Source organism: Micromonospora sp. NPDC005324 (genome assembly GCF_040607155.1).
Taxonomy (GTDB): Bacteria; Actinomycetota; Actinomycetes; order Mycobacteriales; family Micromonosporaceae; genus Micromonospora; species Micromonospora trifolii.
In genome coordinates this window covers 52097-68297 of record NZ_JBEXGE010000013.1, presented here as the reverse complement: position 1 = coordinate 68297, position 16201 = coordinate 52097, and the positions used below count along the sequence as shown (strand labels likewise).

Sequence of the window (16201 nt, the reverse complement as noted above, 5' to 3'; positions counted from 1 at the left end):
GTCAGCCCTTGAAGACCTTCTCGGCGCCGGCCTGCCACTCCCGCAGGATCGCGTCGATCTGGTCCGGCTTGTCGATGAACTTGGTCAGCGCGGTGTCCGCGGTCGGCTGGAGCGCGTCGCTGGAGTCGCGGTTGAAGAACTGGGTCAGCTCCTTGGCCTCGTTCAGCATCGCCTTGCCCTTGACCACCAGCGGCGAGTCCGACGCCTTGGCCCTGGGGTTGGCCGGCAGCACGATGCCGGAACTGGCCTTGACGTACGCCTCCTGGGCCTCGACCCCGGCCAGGTAGCTGAGCAGGGCCCTGGTGCCGGTCGGGTTGGCGCTCTTCGCGCTGGCGAAGAAGCCGTCGGTCGGCGCCTCCTCGGCCAGCGGCACCGCCGGGTCGATGATCGGGAACCGGAAGAAGTCCAGGTCGCCGAGCGCGTCCTTGGGTGCCGCGTCGGCGAAGAACGTGCCGATCAGGAACATGCCGGTCTTGCCGGCCAGCAGCGCGGTGGTCGCCTCCTGGAACGGGTACGCCTTGCCCTTGGGGTCGAAGTACGGCAGGGCCTCGCGCCAGCGGGTGAAGACCGCCTTGACCTTGGGGTCGTCGAAACGCTGCTTGCCGGCCAGCAACTCGCGGTGGAACGGCGCGCCGTTGATCCGGATGTTCAGGTAGTCGAACCAGGCCGAGGCCACCCACGGGGTGTCGCCGAGGCCGATGCCGATCGGTGGGATGCCCTTGCTCTTCAGCGTCTCGCACAGCGCCAGGAACTCGGTCCAGGTCTTCGGCTCCTGCACGCCCCACTTGGCGAAGTTGGACTTGCGGTAGAAGAAGCCCCACCAGTAGTTGTTCATCGGCACGAAGATCTGCTTGCCGCTGGCGTCGGTGGAGAGGGTGCGCAACGACTGGGGGTAGTCGTCCAGTGGCTTCCACACCTCGGACACGTCCAGCAGCAGGTTCTTGCTGGCGTAGTCGTTGGCGACCGAGCCCGCGTACCAGGTGTAGAGGTCCGGCGGGTTGGCCGAGGTCAGGTAGGTCGGCAGCTGGGTCCGGAAGGTCTCCGAGGCGATCGTGTTGAGACTCGCCGTGCCCTTGCCCTGCGCGTTGAAGGTCTCGATCAGCTTCTCCATCGCCGCCTTGGCCTGCGGCGAGGAGAGGTTGGACTGGATGGTGACCGCGCCCGAGCCGTTGCTCGTCGTCGGCCCGCCGGCGGAGCTGGCGCACGCGCTGAGGAACGAGCTGGCGCCGAGCGCGCCCATGCCGGCGAGCCCAAGGTGGCCAAGGAATCGCCGGCGACCGGGGTCGAAGTCGCTCACGGAGGTATCCCTTCCTTTACGACACTCAGCGTCACCACGCGATGTGTCGTCCATGTGAATGCTGTGACCAGAAGGTTGCATCGACCCTCGCCGGCTGTCAAGATATCTTCGTAATTAATGATTAGACGAGACCGAGGCGGGGGTCAGGTGGATCAGCCTATGCGCCGGCTTGAGGGCAAGAACGCACTGGTCACCGGCGCGATGGGTGGGATCGGCGCGGCCATTGGCCGGCGGCTCGCCGCCGAGGGGGCAGCGGTTGCGCTGCTCGACGTGGCCGACCCGGCTCCACTGGCCGACGAACTGACCGCGCGGGGCGACCGTGCACTGTCCGTAGTGGGCGATGTCAGCGACGAGGCCGACTGGACGGCCGCCGTGAGCGCCGTACGGGACCGCCTCGGCCCGGTCGACATCCTGGTCAGCACCGCGTACGCCGTGCGGGTCGCACCGGCCCACGAGACCAGCCGACAGTCCTGGGACCACCAGCTCGGCGTCAGCCTCACCGGCTCCTTCCTCGGCGTCCGCGCCTGCCTGGACGACCTGCGGGCACGCTCGGGCGCGGTGGTGCTGATCTCCTCGGTGCACGCGCTGGTCGGGTTGCCCGGCCGGCCCGCGTACGCCGCTGCCAAGGGTGGCCTGGTCGCGCTCGGCCGCCAACTCGCCGTCGAGTACGGCCCGCAGGTCCGGGTCAACACGGTGCTGCCCGGCCCGATCCTCACCGCCGCCTGGGCCGACGTGTCCGAAGAGGACCGCCAACGCAGCATCGCGGAGACAGTCGCGAAGCGCTTCGGCACACCGGACGAGGTCGCCGCGACCGTCGCCTTCCTCGCCTCGCCGGACGCCGCCTACATCACCGGCGCGAGCCTCGTGGTGGACGGTGGCTGGACAGCGGTGAAAGCCTCGGCCTGAGAGATCGATACCGACCAGCGAAAAGGCCAGGAGCATTGGCACAGTACGCACGCCGCGGCGTCCACGGGCAGACCGTCGAAGCGATCGCCCGTCGCATCCTCACCGGCGAGATCGCCGCCGGCGCCACCCTGAACATCGTCGCGTTGCAGGAGGAGTTCGACGTCAGCCTCACGGCGCTCCGCGAGGCGCTGAAGGTCCTCTCCGCCAAGGGCATCGTGGACGCCCGACAGAAGCGCGGCACCTTCGTCCGACCCCGCGCGGACTGGAACCTGCTCGACGGCGACGTGATCCGCTGGCAGTTCGCCGAGGGCACCGACCAGCGGTTGCTCGACCAACTGCACGAGGTGCGCGCCATCATCGAGCCGGCCGCCGCACGGCTGGCCGCCACCCGCGCCACCGCTGACGACCTGAGCGCCCTCGACCGGGCGCTGGCCGAGATGGCCCAGGCCAACGGTGATCCCGCCGCCGCCATCGTCGCCGACCTCGCCTTTCACCGCGCGCTGCTCACCGCCACCCACAACGAGCTGCTGGAGCGGATGGAGGTGGTGATGGAGACCGGGCTCGCCGAACGGGACCGGCTGGTGCACGGCGGCACCGCGCACGACGACCCGGTGCCCAGCCACCGCGCGGTGGTCGACGCGCTGCGCGACCGGGACGAGACGGCGGCCGAGACCGCGATGCGTCAGTTGCTGGACAAGGCCGTCCGCGACGTCGAGAAGGCACGGGGACGAAGGGGCAGTCAGTGAAGATCGCGCGGATCGAGACCTTCCTGGTCGCGCCACGGTGGTTGTTCTGCCGGGTGGAGACCGACGACGGGCTGGTCGGGTGGGGTGAGCCGGTGGTCGAGGGCCGCGCCGAGGTGGTGCGCAGCGCGGTCGAGGTGCTCTCCGAGTACCTGATCGGCGCGGACCCCCTGCGCATCGAGCAGCACTGGCAGGTGCTCACCAAGGGCGGCTTCTACCGGGGTGGCCCGATCCTCTCCAGCGCGGTCGCCGGCCTCGACCAGGCGCTCTGGGACATCGCCGGTCAGGCGTACGGCGCGCCGGTGCACGCGCTGCTCGGCGGCCACGTGCGCGACCGGGTGCGGATCTACTCGTGGATCGGCGGGGACGAACCCGGCGAGGTGGCCGACGCCGCCGCCGCGCAGGTCGCCGCCGGCCTCACCGGGGTCAAGATGAACGCCTGCGGGCGGCTCTCGCCGATCCCCACCTCGGCCGAGGTGGACGCGGTCATCGGCCGGGTGGCCGCCGCCCGCGAGGTGCTCGGCCCCGACCGGGACATCGCTGTGGACTTTCACGGTCGTGCCGGGATGGCCGCCGTCCGCCGGATCCTGCCCGAACTGGCCGCCCTGCGCCCGTTCTTCGTGGAGGAGCCGGTCCTGCCCGATCAGGCTCACCACCTGCGCGACATCGTGGCCGGCACGCCGATCCCGGTGGCCACCGGCGAACGGCTCTACGGGCGGTCCGAGTTCCTCGGCCCGTTGCAGGCCGGGGTCGCCGTGGTCCAACCGGACCTGTCGCACGCCGGTGGCATCTCCGAGGTCCGCCGGATCGCCGCGCTGGCCGAGACGTACGGCGCGCTGCTCGCCCCGCACTGCCCGCTCGGCCCGATCTCCCTGGCGGCCAGTCTCCAGGTGGCCTTCGCGACGCCGAACTTCCTGATCCAGGAGCAGAGCATCGGCATCCACTACAACGTCGGCTCGGAGTTGCTGGACTACCTCATCGACCCGGAGCCGTTCCGGTTCGTGGACGGGCACATCGCCCGCCTCGACCGACCCGGGTTGGGCATCGACGTCGACGAGATGGCGGTCCGCAAGGCCGCCCAGACCCCGCACACCTGGCGCAACCCGGTCTGGCGGCACGCCGACGGGTCCTTCGCCGAGTGGTGACCGGCGTGCGGCCGGTGGCCCTGCGGGTGGCGTACGACGCGGCGCACGGCGGCCGGTGGACGAGTCTGCGCGGCGGTGGCCGGGAGTGGCTCTGGCGTGGCCCGGAACCCGGCCGGCACGAGGTACACCCCGACGACGCGTTCGTCGACGCCGGTGGGCTGGAGGAGTGCCTGCCCACAGTGCGCGGCGAGCCCGACCACGGCGAGGTGTGGTCGCGACCGTGGCGCAGCGCCGGGCCCGGCGCCGTGGTCATCGAGCGGCCGACGTTCACCCTCACCCGCCGGATCACCGACGAGCGCGGCGTGGTGGTGGCCGACTACCGGCTGGCCGCCGACCCCGGGCACCGGTTCGTCTGGGCCGCGCACGCCCTGCTCGACCTCTCCCCCGCCGCCCGCCTCGACGCGCCCGCCGGCACCCCGACCCGGCTGCACCCGGAGGCCGCCGCGCTCCTGCCGCCGGGCAGCTGGCCCACCGGCGACCCCTGGTTGACCGGGCCGTGGCCGGCCCCGGCCGGGCTGACAGTGGCCGGGCTGACCCTTGACATGTTCGGGCCGGACGACGGGACCGCGCTCGGCGCGGTGCTGCTCGACTGCGCCCGGGTCCAGCTGATCGACGGAGCCGACCGGCTGACTCTGGAGCTGGAGTGCGCCGACCAGCCCCGCAGCACCGCGCTCTGGCGCAACCTGGGCGGCTGGCCGGCGACCGGCCCCTACCGCAGCGTCGGGATCGAACCGATGCTCGGCGCGGCCTTCGACCTGGCCGACGCCGGCCCCTCCGACGCGGCGGTCGTCCCGCCCACCGGCGAGGTCACCTGGCGACTCACCATCTCCGCGCACCGCGACCACTGAGGACACCGGAATGAACCTGCTCGACGAGCTGCGTACCCATCGGCTGTTGGCCATCGTGCGCGGCCCGGACCCGGCCGCGGCGCTGGCCGCCGTGCTCACAGTGGCCGAGAGCGGCGTCGCCCTGGTCGAGGTCTCGATGACCAGCGCCGATGCGCTCGGCGTCATCCGCCGCGCCCGGGCTGCCCTCGGGCCCGACTTCGCCCTGGGCGCCGGCACCGTGCTCAGCGCCGAGGACGCCCGCACGGCGGCCGACGCGGGCGCCGGTTTCCTGGTCACCCCGGCGATCGCAGCGAGCCTCGCCGAGGGTGGCCGGCTCGGGCTGCCGGTGCTCGCCGGCGCCCTCACCCCGACCGAGGTGGTGCAGGCCGTCGACGGTGGGGCCGCCGCGATCAAGCTCTTTCCGGCCTCGCTGGGCGGGCCCGACTACCTCGGCGCGCTGCGCGACCCGTTCCCCGGTATCGCGTTCGTGCCGGTCGGTGGGGTCGACGCGGACGGTGCGCGGCGCTACCTCGACCGGGGCGCGACAGCTGTCGGCGTCGGCTCCCCGCTGCTCGGCGACGCCGTCCGAGGCGGCGACACGACGGCGCTGCGGGAGCGCGCCGCCGCCTTCCTCGCGGCGGTCCGGCCATGACCGACCTGCTCACCCTCGGCGAGACCATGGCGGCGTTCCGCACCACCGGCCCACTGCGACTGGGCGGCACCGCCGGGATCTCCGTCGCCGGCTCCGAGTCGAACGTGGCGATCGGCCTGGCCCGGCTCGGCCACCGGGCCGCCTGGGTCGGTGTCACCGGCGCCGACGAGCCCGGCGAGCTGGTTCGCCGTACGCTGCGCGCCGAGGGTGTCGACCTGGCCTGGTCCCGGGTCGACGCAACCGCCCCGACCGGGCTGATCCTCTTCGAGAACCGGGTCGCCGACATCAACCGGGTCACCTACCACCGCGCCGGGTCGGCCGGCTCCCGGCTCGGCCCGGCCGACGTGACCCGGGCCTTCGACTCGCCCGGGCCACCACCCCGGCTGCTGCACGTCACCGGCATCACCTGTGCGCTCGGCGTCGAGCCGTACCAGGCGGTGGTGGAGGCCGTGCGGCGCGCCCGCGTCGCCGGCAGCACGATCTGCCTGGACGTCAACCACCGCAACCGACTCTGGTCGGTCGCGGAGGCCGCCGCCGCGCTGCGCCCGCTGCTGCCCTCGATCGACCTGGTGGTCGCCTCCGACGACGAGCTGGCGGTGCTGACCGACGCGACCGACCCGGCCTCGGCGCTACTCTCGGCCGGCGTCACCGAGGTCGTGGTCAAGCACGGCGCCGGTGGCGCGACCAACCACAGCGCGACCGGCGCCATCCACCGTCCAGCCCGGACGGTTCCGGTGGTGGACACCGTCGGCGCGGGCGACGCCTTCGTCGCCGGGCTGCTCTCCGGCTGGCTCGACGGCGTCGACGCGTCGGCCCGACTGGACCGGGCGGTCACCACCGGCGCGTTCGCGGTCGCCACCCGGGGCGACTGGGAGGGCCTGCCCGACCGGGCCGAGCTGGCGCTGCTCGACCACGGCCCCGGCGGCACGGTCCGCTGACTATCCTCTGGAGGAGCACCATGGAGCTGACCGAGCCGACCGTCTGGAGCACCGACCGGCTGGAGTTGGGTGAGGGCCTGCGCTGGGTCGACGACCGGCTGGTCCTGGTCGACCTGCTGGCCGGGCGACTGTTGGAGACCGACGGCGACGCCCCGAACCCGCTGCGGGAGCTACGCCGCCTCGACGTGCCGCTCGGCGCTGTCGCGCCGGTTGCCGACCGACCGGGCGAATGGCTGGCCGCCGCCGGGACCGGCGTCACCGTGCTGCCCGCCGCCGGCGACCCCCGACCGGTCGCCGAGCTGGTCGCCGACGCGCCCGAGCCGACCCGGATGAACGACGCGGTCGCCGACCCGCACGGCCGCTTCTGGGCCGGCAGCATGACGTACGCGATGGTGCCCGGCGGGGGCACGCTGTTCCGCCTCGCCCCGGGCGCCGAGCCGGTCCCCGCGGTGACCGGGCTGGCCATCCCGAACGGGCCGGCGTTCGACGCGACCGGCACCACCATGTACCTGGCCGACACCCCGCGCGGTGAGATCGACAGGTTCACCGTCGACCCCGCCACCGGGGCCCTGCGCGGGCGGGAGCCGTACCTGCGGCTGTCCCCCGCCGACGGCGGCCCGGACGGCATGACGCTCGACGCGGCCGACCACCTGTGGATCGCGCTGTGGGGCGGCTCCGCGGTACGCCGCTACCGGCCCGACGGCACCCTCGACCGGGAGATCCGGCTGCCGGCCAAGCAGCCGGCCGGCATCTGCCTGGGCGGCCCCGACCTGCGGCGACTCTTCATCGGCACCGCTCGGGTGGGATTGGACACGGCGGGCCCGCAGGACGGCGCGCTGCTCGCGGTGGACGTCGCGGTGCCCGGCCTGCCCGCCGCGCGGGCCGACGCGCCGGCGAGCTGACCGGAGGCATACCGGACGCCAGGGCGGGAACAACCGCACCCGAGCGCGGTAACAACCGACCGGTAGGGAGCGAGCCGATGAGCACCGTGGGACGGACGTCATGAACGGGCCGGTCGGCGACGAGCCGATGGGCGAGCTGGAGCTGGTGCACACCTTCACCGGCCCGATGCCGACCGGGGTGAGCGTCTCGCACCGGGGCCGGATCTTCGTCAACTTCCCGAAGTGGGGCGACGAGGTGGCGGCCACCGTCGTCGAACTGCGCGACGGCCGGGAGATGCCCTACCCCGACCATGCCTGGAACGACCCGTCCGGCGACGACGACGCGGGCGCGTTCGTGTCGGTGCAGAGCATCGTGGTGGACCCGGCCGATCGGCTCTGGGTGCTGGACACCGGCAGCCCGATGTTCCAGCCCACGAAGCCGGGCGGCCCCAAGCTGGTCCGGGTCGACCTGGACACCGACACGGTCGCCCAGGTGATCACCTTCCCGGCGGACGTGGCGCTGCCGACGACGTACCTCAACGACGTCCGCTTCGACCTGCGGCGGGGCGAGGCGGGGGTCGCGTACATCACCGACTCCGCGTCCACCGGGCCGAACGGGATCATCGTGGTGGACCTGGCCAGCGGGGCCTCCTGGCGGCGGCTGCACGACCACCCGTCCACCAAGGCGGAGCCGCTGACGTCGTTCCGGCCGGTGGTCGAGGGCCGGCCGTTCCTCGAACGGCCGGCCGACGGCCCGCCGAAGCCGCTGACAATGGGCTCCGACGGCATCGCCATCTCCGCCGACGGCACCCGGCTCTACTACTGCCCGCTGGCGTCCCGGCGCCTGCACAGCGCCTCCACAGAGGCGCTGGCCGACCCGGGCGTCACCCAGGAGGCGGTCGCCGCCACAGTGGTCGACGAGGGCGACAGGGGCACCGCGTCGGACGGGTTGGAGAGCGACGACGCCGGGCGGCTCTACCTCACCTCGTACGAGCACAACGCGGTGCTGCGTCGACTGCCCGACGGCGAGTACGAAACGCTGGTGCACGACCCACGACTGCTCTGGCCGGACACCATGTCGGTGGCCACGGACGGGTACCTCTACGTCACCGCCAACCAACTGCACCGGCAGCCGCAGTACCAGCGGGGCAAGGACCTGCGGCGCAAGCCGTACGCGCTGTTCCGCACCCGCATCGACGCCGGCCCGGTGCTGCTGCGCCGCTGAGCACCGGCGCTGTCACAGTGCTCAGGTCGGCAGGGTGCGGTCCAGGAGGTCGAACAGGGCCGCCCAGTGGCGTTCGGTGGCCTGCTCGTCGTACGCCGGGGTGTCGGCCATGGTGTAGCCGTGGTGCGCGCCCGCGTACACCTCGGAGCGGTAGCGCACCCCGGCGGCGTCCAGCGCCTTCTCCAGCGTGGCGATCTGCTCGGGCGTCATCGACTGGTCGGCGTCGGCGTGCCCGAAGTACACCTCGCCGGTGATCGACTCGACGCCCAGGTGCGGGCTGTCCGGCGCCTCGGTGACGATCCGCCCGCCGTGGAAGCTGGCGATGGCCGCGATGCGGTCCGGGTGCGCCTCGATGGCTCGCAGCGCGTTCGTGCCGCCCATGCAGTAACCGGTGATCGCGACCGGACCCGGCCGCACGTCGTCGCGGGCGGCCAGGAAGTCGAGGAACGCGGCGGTGTCCCTGCTGATCACGTCGGGGGTCAACGCGCCGACCAGCGGCATGATCTTCTCGAAGAGGGCGCCGCGCTGGTCGGCCTCGCCGAGGCGGGACAGGTCGAACAACGGTGCCCGGCCGGCCCGATAGAACAGGTGGGGCGTCACCACCAGGTAGCCCCGGGCGGCGATCCGCTCGGCCATCTCGACCAGGCGAGGGCGCGGCCCGAAGGCGTCCATGAAGAGCAGCACCGCCGGGAACGGGCCGTCGCCGTCCGGTCGGATCAGACTCGCGTCCGCCACTCCGTCACTGGTCGGGATGTCCACCGTCGTCGTCAGCACCGTGCCTCCTCGTACGCCGATCTTGGTCCGTTCGGAACGTTACTCGCCGTGTCGGCGCTCCCGGAGGCCAGCCGCGTGAACGCGGCGTCAAGAAATGGCGGTGGCCCGTCGAAACCGCGTATCGACTGGTGCTTCGCCGTCGCGTGGTGGTGACGATGGGTCCATGAGTCCTTGGCGGATGACACGCTGGGAACGCGGCGACCTGCCGCCCGACACCGACACGGCCAGCGACCCCGGCGAGCCCACGACCAGGGCGGACGGGCCGGAGCGGCGGCACGAGGCGCTGGTCAGCGTCCGGCTCGGCCCGTCCGCGCCCGGCAGTCACCTGGTGGAGTACCTGCGGCACGAGCCGTGCGCGGTCGCGGCGTGGTGGATCGCCGCCGACGTCGACGCCGTGGTCCGCCTCTCCGCCGACAGCATCACCGTGCTGCATCGCGCCGTGGCCGACCTGCGCCTGCGCGCCGGGGTGGAGGTGGCTGAGGCCAACTACATCCTGCGGGCGCTCGACCTGACCACGCCGGCCGACCCGCGTACCGCGAAGGGGAGCCCGGCCTGGGTCGGGTCCGCCGCATGAACCGCCGCACCGGCGCCCACCGGATCGTGGTGGGAGTCGACCGCTCGTTCGCCGGGATGCAGGCGCTGCGCCGGGCGATGGAGCTGGCCCGCCGCGACGGCGCGCAGCTGGACGCGGTCCGCGCGTGGGTCTTCGCGCCGACGTGGCGGCCCGGCACCCTGACCTGGCGGTGGCAGGACGAGTGCGACCGGGCGGCCCTGGTCTACCTGCGCGGCGTCTTCGACGCGGCGCTCGGTGGCCTGCCCCGGGACGTGACAGTGCGGCTGGTGGCGACCCAGGGGTACGCCGGGCAGGTGCTTGTCGACCACGCGCACCGGGAATCCGATCTGCTGGTCGTCGGCAGCCCGGATCGCGGCCGGTTCGGCCGGTCCCGTGGCCACGTCACCCGGTACTGCGTCACCCGTGCGGCAGTGCCGGTCGTCGCGGTGCCCGCGCCGACCTGGGCACGGGCCGCGACGATCCGCAGCTTCGCCCGCGACCTCGAACGATTCAGCCGATGACCGCCGCTGCCGCGGCAGAGCCGACAACCGCCGCTGCCGCGGCACCGCCGACAACCGCCGCTTCAGCGGGCAGAGAGAGGAACAACCCGACCATGGACGAGGCCCCGATAATCTTCGCCGTTCCGGTGCGTGACCTGCCGGGACGGCTGGTGCGGACGGTGCGGACCGGCCGTTCGCCGCAGGGGCAACGGGTGGGCATCGCCTTCACCCGACCGGAGCTGCTGGTCGCCGCGATGGGCACGGACCAGCCCTGGGAAGAGCTGTGCGAGTCCGCGCTACGGAGCATGCTGCGCCCGCTCGGCATCGAGGTGATCCAGGTCGACCCGCTGCTGGTGGCCCCGCCACTTGACCGGGTCGACCCGGCACCCGCCTCCGGTCAGGCGCGTACGAAGCGCACCGCGTCCGCGACCACGTGGCCGTCGGTGTCCTCGGTGCGGATCAGCACGCTGCCGTCGCTGCCCGCGGTGAACTGATAGGTGCCCAACGGCACCCACTGGCCGCCGGACTGCCGCTGGTTGACCGTCCGGGTGACCAACCCCCCGGAGTACGCGATGTCCACCGGCACGTTCGTCGCGCGGTTCGGGTCCGCGGTCCAGCGCAACTGCACTGTCCACGACCCGGAGGCGGGCAGTGTCGGGCGGAACCGCAGCCGGTTGACGCCCTTGGCGGTGTTGCCGTCGTGCTCGTAGTCCGGGCCGTAGTAGCCGCCGATGCTGGTGCTGCGCAGCCACGTCCCGGCCCGGGTGATGCCGCTGGACGCGGCGTTGTCCAGGATCACCTCGCTGGTCGACCCCCACTCCAGCACGGCGCCGTCCTGACGCAGCCGGGCCTGCAGGGCGGGCACGGAGACGCCCTGCACGGCGAGGTTCCCGGTGAGCGCCATGGACGCCGCGGTGGCCGCGGCCTGCCCGAGGATCATGAACACGGGTTCCATCCGGATCGAGCCGTACGCGATGTGACTCGCCGAGAGGCAGACCGGCACCAGCAGGTTCGCGCACTGCGCCTGGTGCGGCACTATCGCGCGGTAGCTCACCGGGTACGGCGCCGGCACGCCGATCTGCACGTCCCCCTCGTTGCGCACCTTGCCGTCGACGACCACCCGCTGACAGTTGTGCGAGTCCATCGTGTAGCTGGCCAGGCCCACCGAGTCGGTGGCGCGTACCCGGCCCCGACAGTCGGCCTCGGTCATCACGTACGAGGAGATCATCCGGCGTGCCTCACGGATGTAGAGCATCGGCGGCCAGCCGCCCGTGCCGGGAAACTCGTCGACCGGCAGCCCCCACCGGGCCGTCGAGTCGCGAACCGACGCCGGCAGTCGGCTGTCGTTGGCCAGGAACCACATCAGCCCCTGCTGGTAGGTGCGGTGCTCGGCGACGATGCTCTCCCGCGTGGCCCAGCTCGCCGTCGGGTACGCGTAGTTGAAGCCGATGTTGTCGGTCGACACGGCACCGTTGTTGTTGGAGTCGGTCTTCCCGCCGCCAACCGAGTGGGTGGTGAAGTACGGCCCGGTGTAGCCGGCCTGGATGTGCCGCAGCAGCAGTTCGTAGCGGATCGGGTCGTAACCGGACGGCTTGCCGAACGGGATGCGGTTGGACGCCTGGGTCAGGCACATCCGGAAGCAGTACGCCTGGATCTTGTCGTCGCCGCTGCCCTGCGGGGCGAGCGGAGTGGCGGAGATGCCCGGCAGCAGCCCGCTGGTGGGCGAACCGGCAGTCACGTACGGGTCGACGGGGTAGGCGAACTGGTGGGTGTTGCGCGACTGCACCCCGTTGATCGTTTCGCCGTAGGTGTCGTTGGACTCCCGCCCGACGGTGAAGCCGACCCCGGCCATGGCCAGCAGATCGCCCTCGTAGGTGGCGTCGACGAACACCCCGCCCCGGTAGATCGACCCGTCCTCGGTGCGCAGCTCGGTGATCCGGTTGCCGCTGCGGCCGAGGCTGCCCAGCCGGGCGTTGACGACCACCGGGACGCCCGTCTCGGCCAGCATCTCGGCGAAGACGGCGGTGGCGACGCGCGGTTCGAAGGTCATCCGCAGCGGCGACGTCGGCGTGAGGGTTCCGCCGTGGTACTTCACGTACACCCGGCGGTAGAACTCGGCGGCCAGCCCGCCGATGGACGCCTGGACGCCGGTGTCGGTGGCGCCCAGCCCGGCGGTGCTCAACCCACCGACGTGGCCGGTGGGCTCCACCACCACGGCGGTGCGGCCGAGGCGGCGCATGGTGATCGCGGCGGCCAGCCCGCCGGAGGTGGCGCCGTAGACGACCAGGTCGGCGGTGGTGACGGCGGCTCGGGCGGGGTCGGCCCGGAACGGGTCGCTGAGACCGGCCAGGACGAGGCCGGCACCGCCGGCGACCAGCAGCCGACGACGGGACAGGGGCAGGGGCAGGGGCAGGGGCACGGACACGGCGGGCTCCCGAGGGGTAACCGGTGAAGGGGACGGTTACAGAAGCACGCCGCTGCCGCTGCGAAAGAAATTCTTCAATCTCTGCCGGCGGGTGTCAATGGTTCACGGCCGGTAGCGGTAACCCATCCCCGGCTCGGTGATGAGGTGACGCGGGCGGGCCGGGTCGTCCTCCAGCTTGCGCCGCAGCTGGGCCAGGTACTGCCGCAGGTAGTTGGTCTCGTTCTGGTATTCCGGCCCCCACACGTCCTGGAGGAGCTGACGTTGGCTGACCAGCTTGCCGGGGTGACGCAGCAGCTTCTCCAGCACGCTCCACTGGGTGGGGGTCAGCTTGACCTCGGTGCCGTCGTCCCGCAGCACGCTGTGGTCGGCCAGGTCGACGGTGTGCTGGCCGATCCGCAGGGCCGGCACCGCTTCGCTGGGCGCGCCGAGGCGGCGGGTCACCGCGCGAATGCGGGCCAGCAACTCCTCCACCCCGAACGGCTTGGTGACGTAGTCGTCCGCGCCCGCGTCCAGCGCCGCGACCTTGTCCTCGCTGCCGGCCCGGCCGGAGAGCACGATGATCGGCACTGTGGTCCACCCGCGTAGGCCCCGGATCACCTCCACGCCGTCGATGTCGGGCAGGCCGAGGTCCAGCACCACCAGGTCGGGCGGGTGAGTGGCGGCGGCCTTCAACGCGGCGGCGCCGGTGCCGGCGACGTCCACGTCGTACCGACGGGCACGCAGGTTGATGCGCAGGGCACGCAGGATCTGCGGTTCGTCGTCGACGACCAGGATGCGCGTCATTCCTGCGGCCCCTCCGAGGCGGTCTGCGCGGCCGGCAACCGCAGCACCATGGTGAGCCCACCGCCGGGGGTGGTCTCCGGGGTGATGCTGCCACCCATCGCCTCGGCCAACCCCCGGGACAGGGCAAGACCGAGACCGACGCCGGTCTGGTTGTCCCGGTCACCGAGGCGTTGGAACGGCAGGAAGACGTGCTCCCACTGGTCCTCCGGGATGCCCGGCCCCCGGTCGATCACCCGCAGCTCCACCTGGCCGGCGTGGGCGCTGGCGGTGATCGTTGGCGGTTGGTCCGGCGGGCTGTAGCGCAGCGCGTTGGCGACGATGTTGACCAGCACCCGTTCCAGCAGGCCCGGGTCGGCGGTGGCGGCCGGCAGGTCGGCCGGGATGTCAGTGCCGACCGTCGCGGCCACCGGGCCAAGTTCGTCAAGCGCCAGGGGTACGGCGTCCTCCAGGCCGATCGCTGTCGCCGAGATGCCCAGCACGCCCGCCTGGAGCCGGCTCATGTCCAGCAGGTTGCCGACCAGCCGGGCGAGGCGGTCCAACGACTCCTCGGCGGTCTCCAAAAGCTCCTCGCGGTCGGACTCGTCGAACTCGATGTCGTGGCTGCGCAGGCTGGTCACTGCCGCCTTCGCGGACGCCAGTGGCGTACGCAGGTCGTGGCTGACCGCCGCGAGCAGCGCGGTGCGCATCCGGTCGGCGGCGGCGAGGGGCCGGGCGGTGGCGGCCTCCTCGGCGAGCCGTTCCTGACGCAGCGCGACGGCGGCCTGGGCGGCGAACGCCTCGACGATCCGCCGGTCGGCGGCCTCCAGCCGCCGGCCGCTGAGCACGACGGTGATCCGGTCGTCGACCGGCACCGCCGTCTCGCCGCCGTCGGGCGTGCAGGCCGGCTGCTCGCCGACACTGGCCACCACACACCAGGCGTGCTCCTCGCGGGCCCGCTCCGGTCGCCCGCTGGCCTCCTCGGCCAACTCCAGCACGCTCACCGCGCGCAGCCCGAAGGTCTCCCGGAGCTGATCCAGCAGGGCGGGCAGCGGACGTTCGCCGCGCAGCACCCCACCGGCCACGGCGGCGAGGGTCTGCGCGTCGGCGGCGGCCCGCGCGGCTTCCCGGGTACGCCGGGCGGCCACGTCCACGATCCAGCTCACCGCCAGAGCCACCCCGACGAAGACGGCCAGGGCGAGCAGATTGTCCGCCTCGGCGATGGTCAGCGTGCGGAAGGGCGGGGTGAAGAACCAGTTGAGCAGCAGCGAGCCGCCGAGCGCGGCGACCAGGGCCGGCCACACCCCGCCGACCAGCGCGACCCCGACCACCCCGGCGAGGAACAGCAGGATGTCGTTTGTCAACGTCAGGTCGGGCAGGGTTTTCAGCAGCACTGTGAGCAGCGGCATGCCCAGCACCGCCAGCCCGAAGCCGAGCAGCCGGCGCCGGCGGGACAGCGCCGCCGGCACGGCCGCCGCCCGGCGACCCTTGCCAGCCTGCTTGTGGGTGACCAGGTGCACGTCGATCGAGCCGGACAGCGCTGTGGTGGTCACCCCGACACCCCGGGCGAAGATCTGCGCCAGGCGACCCCGCCGGCTGGCCCCGAGCACCAACTGGGTGGCGTTCACGCCCTGGGCGAAGTCCAGCAGCGCTGCCGGCACGTCGGTGCCGAGCACCTGGTGGTACGTGCCGCCGAGGCTCTCCACCAGCACTCGTTGCCGGGCCAGCTGGGCCGGGTCGGCGCCGGCCAGGCCGTCGCTGCGGGCCACGTGCACGGCGAGCAGGTCGGCGCCCTTGCTGCGGGCGGCGACCCGGGCCGCCCGACGGATCAGCGTCTCGCCCTCCGGGCCACCGGTCAGCGCGACCACCACCCGTTCCCGGGCCTCCCAGGTGGCCGCGATCCCCTGCTGGCTGCGGTAGCGGTCGAGCTGCTCGTCGACCTTGTCGGCCAACCAGAGCAGCGCCAGCTCTCGCAGCGCGGTGAGGTTGCCGACCCGGAAGTAGTTGCCCAGCGCGGCGTCGATCTTGTCGGGTCGGTAGATGTTGCCGTGCGCCATCCGCCGGCGCAGCGCCTCGGGGGTCATGTCGACCAGCTCGACCTGCTCGGCGGCGCGGACGATCTCGTCCGGCACCGTCTCCCGCTGGGTGGTGCCGGTGATCTGCGCGACCACGTCGTTGACCGACTCCAGGTGCTGCACGTTGACAGTGGACAGCACGTCGATCCCCGCGTCGAGCAGCTCCTGGATGTCCTGCCAACGCTTGTCGTGCCGGGAGCCGGGCACGTTGCTGTGCGCCAACTCGTCGACCACCGCGATCTGTGGTCGGCGGGCCAGCACCGCGTCGAGGTCCATCTCGGTGAACGCCGCGCCCCGGTAGTCCATGCTCCGGCGGGGCACCTGCTCCAGGTCACCGAGCATCGCCGCGGTGTGTTGGCGGCCGTGGGTCTCCACGAAACCGATCACCACGTCGGTGCCGCGCGCGGCCCGCCGCTGGGCCTCCTCCAACATGGCGTACGTCTTGCCGACGCCGGGGGCGGCCCCCAGATAGATGCGCAGTTCTCCGCGTGGCACGGGGAC

The 16201-nt window shown here is 72.7% G+C and carries 16 protein-coding genes; 11 read left to right on the top strand and 5 right to left on the bottom strand.

Annotated features, from left to right (window positions below):
• Position 1 precedes the first annotated feature (1 nt).
• Complete coding sequence (locus tag ABZS40_RS16085; protein ID WP_354944018.1) at positions 2-1297, bottom strand: extracellular solute-binding protein; 1296 nt, start codon at positions 1295-1297, stop codon at positions 2-4.
• 159 nt (positions 1298-1456) lie between these two features.
• Here ABZS40_RS16085 and ABZS40_RS16080 point away from each other — a divergent pair, with 159 nt between their 5' ends.
• The 8 genes from ABZS40_RS16080 to ABZS40_RS16045 all read left to right on the top strand — a co-directional run bounded on the left by ABZS40_RS16080 (position 1457) and on the right by ABZS40_RS16045 (position 8614).
• A complete protein-coding gene (locus tag ABZS40_RS16080) occupies positions 1457-2203 on the top strand; it encodes an SDR family oxidoreductase (protein WP_354944017.1) in 747 nt (248 codons plus the stop codon).
• Positions 2204-2238: 35 nt separating this feature from the next.
• On the top strand, positions 2239-2949 hold the full coding sequence (locus tag ABZS40_RS16075) for a FadR/GntR family transcriptional regulator (protein WP_354944016.1): 711 nt from the start codon (positions 2239-2241) through the stop codon (positions 2947-2949).
• Positions 2946-4091, top strand: a complete 1146-nt coding sequence (gene dgoD / locus ABZS40_RS16070) for a galactonate dehydratase (RefSeq protein ID WP_354944015.1) — start codon at positions 2946-2948, stop codon at positions 4089-4091. The genes ABZS40_RS16075 and dgoD overlap by 4 nt, the downstream gene beginning before the upstream one ends.
• A gap of 5 nt (positions 4092-4096) precedes the next feature.
• Entirely contained in the window at positions 4097-4939 is an 843-nt protein-coding gene (locus tag ABZS40_RS16065; RefSeq protein WP_354944014.1) for a hypothetical protein, read from the top strand.
• A gap of 10 nt (positions 4940-4949) precedes the next feature.
• Positions 4950-5570, top strand: coding sequence for a bifunctional 4-hydroxy-2-oxoglutarate aldolase/2-dehydro-3-deoxy-phosphogluconate aldolase (locus tag ABZS40_RS16060; protein ID WP_354944013.1), 621 nt, complete (start codon positions 4950-4952; stop codon positions 5568-5570).
• Complete coding sequence (locus ABZS40_RS16055; RefSeq protein ID WP_354944012.1) at positions 5567-6508, top strand: sugar kinase; 942 nt, start codon at positions 5567-5569, stop codon at positions 6506-6508. The genes ABZS40_RS16060 and ABZS40_RS16055 overlap by 4 nt, the downstream gene beginning before the upstream one ends.
• 20 nt (positions 6509-6528) lie before the next feature.
• Entirely contained in the window at positions 6529-7410 is an 882-nt protein-coding gene (locus ABZS40_RS16050) for an SMP-30/gluconolactonase/LRE family protein (RefSeq protein WP_354944011.1), read from the top strand.
• Between the two features lie 100 nt (positions 7411-7510).
• Complete coding sequence (locus ABZS40_RS16045) at positions 7511-8614, top strand: L-dopachrome tautomerase-related protein (protein ID WP_354944010.1); 1104 nt, start codon at positions 7511-7513, stop codon at positions 8612-8614.
• Between the two features lie 21 nt (positions 8615-8635).
• Here ABZS40_RS16045 and ABZS40_RS16040 read toward each other — a convergent pair whose 3' ends face one another.
• On the bottom strand, positions 8636-9388 hold the full coding sequence (locus ABZS40_RS16040) for a dienelactone hydrolase family protein (protein WP_354944009.1): 753 nt from the start codon (positions 9386-9388) through the stop codon (positions 8636-8638).
• 163 nt (positions 9389-9551) lie between these two features.
• On the opposite strand from ABZS40_RS16040, the gene ABZS40_RS16035 reads away from it, so the two are divergent.
• From ABZS40_RS16035 to ABZS40_RS16025, 3 genes are read left to right on the top strand one after another with little or no spacing between them, the layout of a single operon-like run.
• Positions 9552-9962: a hypothetical protein gene (locus tag ABZS40_RS16035; protein ID WP_354944008.1), complete on the top strand. Its 411-nt coding sequence runs from the start codon at positions 9552-9554 to the stop codon at positions 9960-9962.
• Positions 9959-10462 carry a universal stress protein gene (locus ABZS40_RS16030; RefSeq protein ID WP_354944007.1) on the top strand — a complete coding sequence of 168 codons (504 nt, stop codon included), beginning with the start codon at positions 9959-9961 and terminating at the stop codon, positions 10460-10462. The genes ABZS40_RS16035 and ABZS40_RS16030 overlap by 4 nt, the downstream gene beginning before the upstream one ends.
• On the top strand, positions 10459-10935 hold the full coding sequence (locus tag ABZS40_RS16025; RefSeq protein WP_354944006.1) for an SAV_915 family protein: 477 nt from the start codon (positions 10459-10461) through the stop codon (positions 10933-10935). Before ABZS40_RS16030 ends, ABZS40_RS16025 begins: the two co-directional genes overlap by 4 nt.
• Here the strand turns inward: ABZS40_RS16025 and ABZS40_RS16020 are convergent.
• The 3 genes from ABZS40_RS16020 to ABZS40_RS16010 form a co-directional block, all read right to left on the bottom strand.
• A complete protein-coding gene (locus ABZS40_RS16020) occupies positions 10839-12866 on the bottom strand; it encodes an FAD-dependent oxidoreductase (RefSeq protein ID WP_354944005.1) in 2028 nt (675 codons plus the stop codon). The genes ABZS40_RS16025 and ABZS40_RS16020 overlap by 97 nt on opposite strands.
• Before the next feature lie 102 nt (positions 12867-12968).
• Positions 12969-13649 (bottom strand): response regulator, encoded by a 681-nt coding sequence (locus ABZS40_RS16015; protein ID WP_354944004.1) that lies wholly within the window; start codon positions 13647-13649, stop codon positions 12969-12971.
• The gene (locus tag ABZS40_RS16010; RefSeq protein ID WP_354944003.1) at positions 13646-16195 is read right to left on the bottom strand and encodes a DUF4118 domain-containing protein; all 2550 of its coding nucleotides are present in this window, start codon (positions 16193-16195) and stop codon (positions 13646-13648) included. Before ABZS40_RS16010 ends, ABZS40_RS16015 begins: the two co-directional genes overlap by 4 nt.
• Positions 16196-16201: the final 6 nt, after the last annotated feature.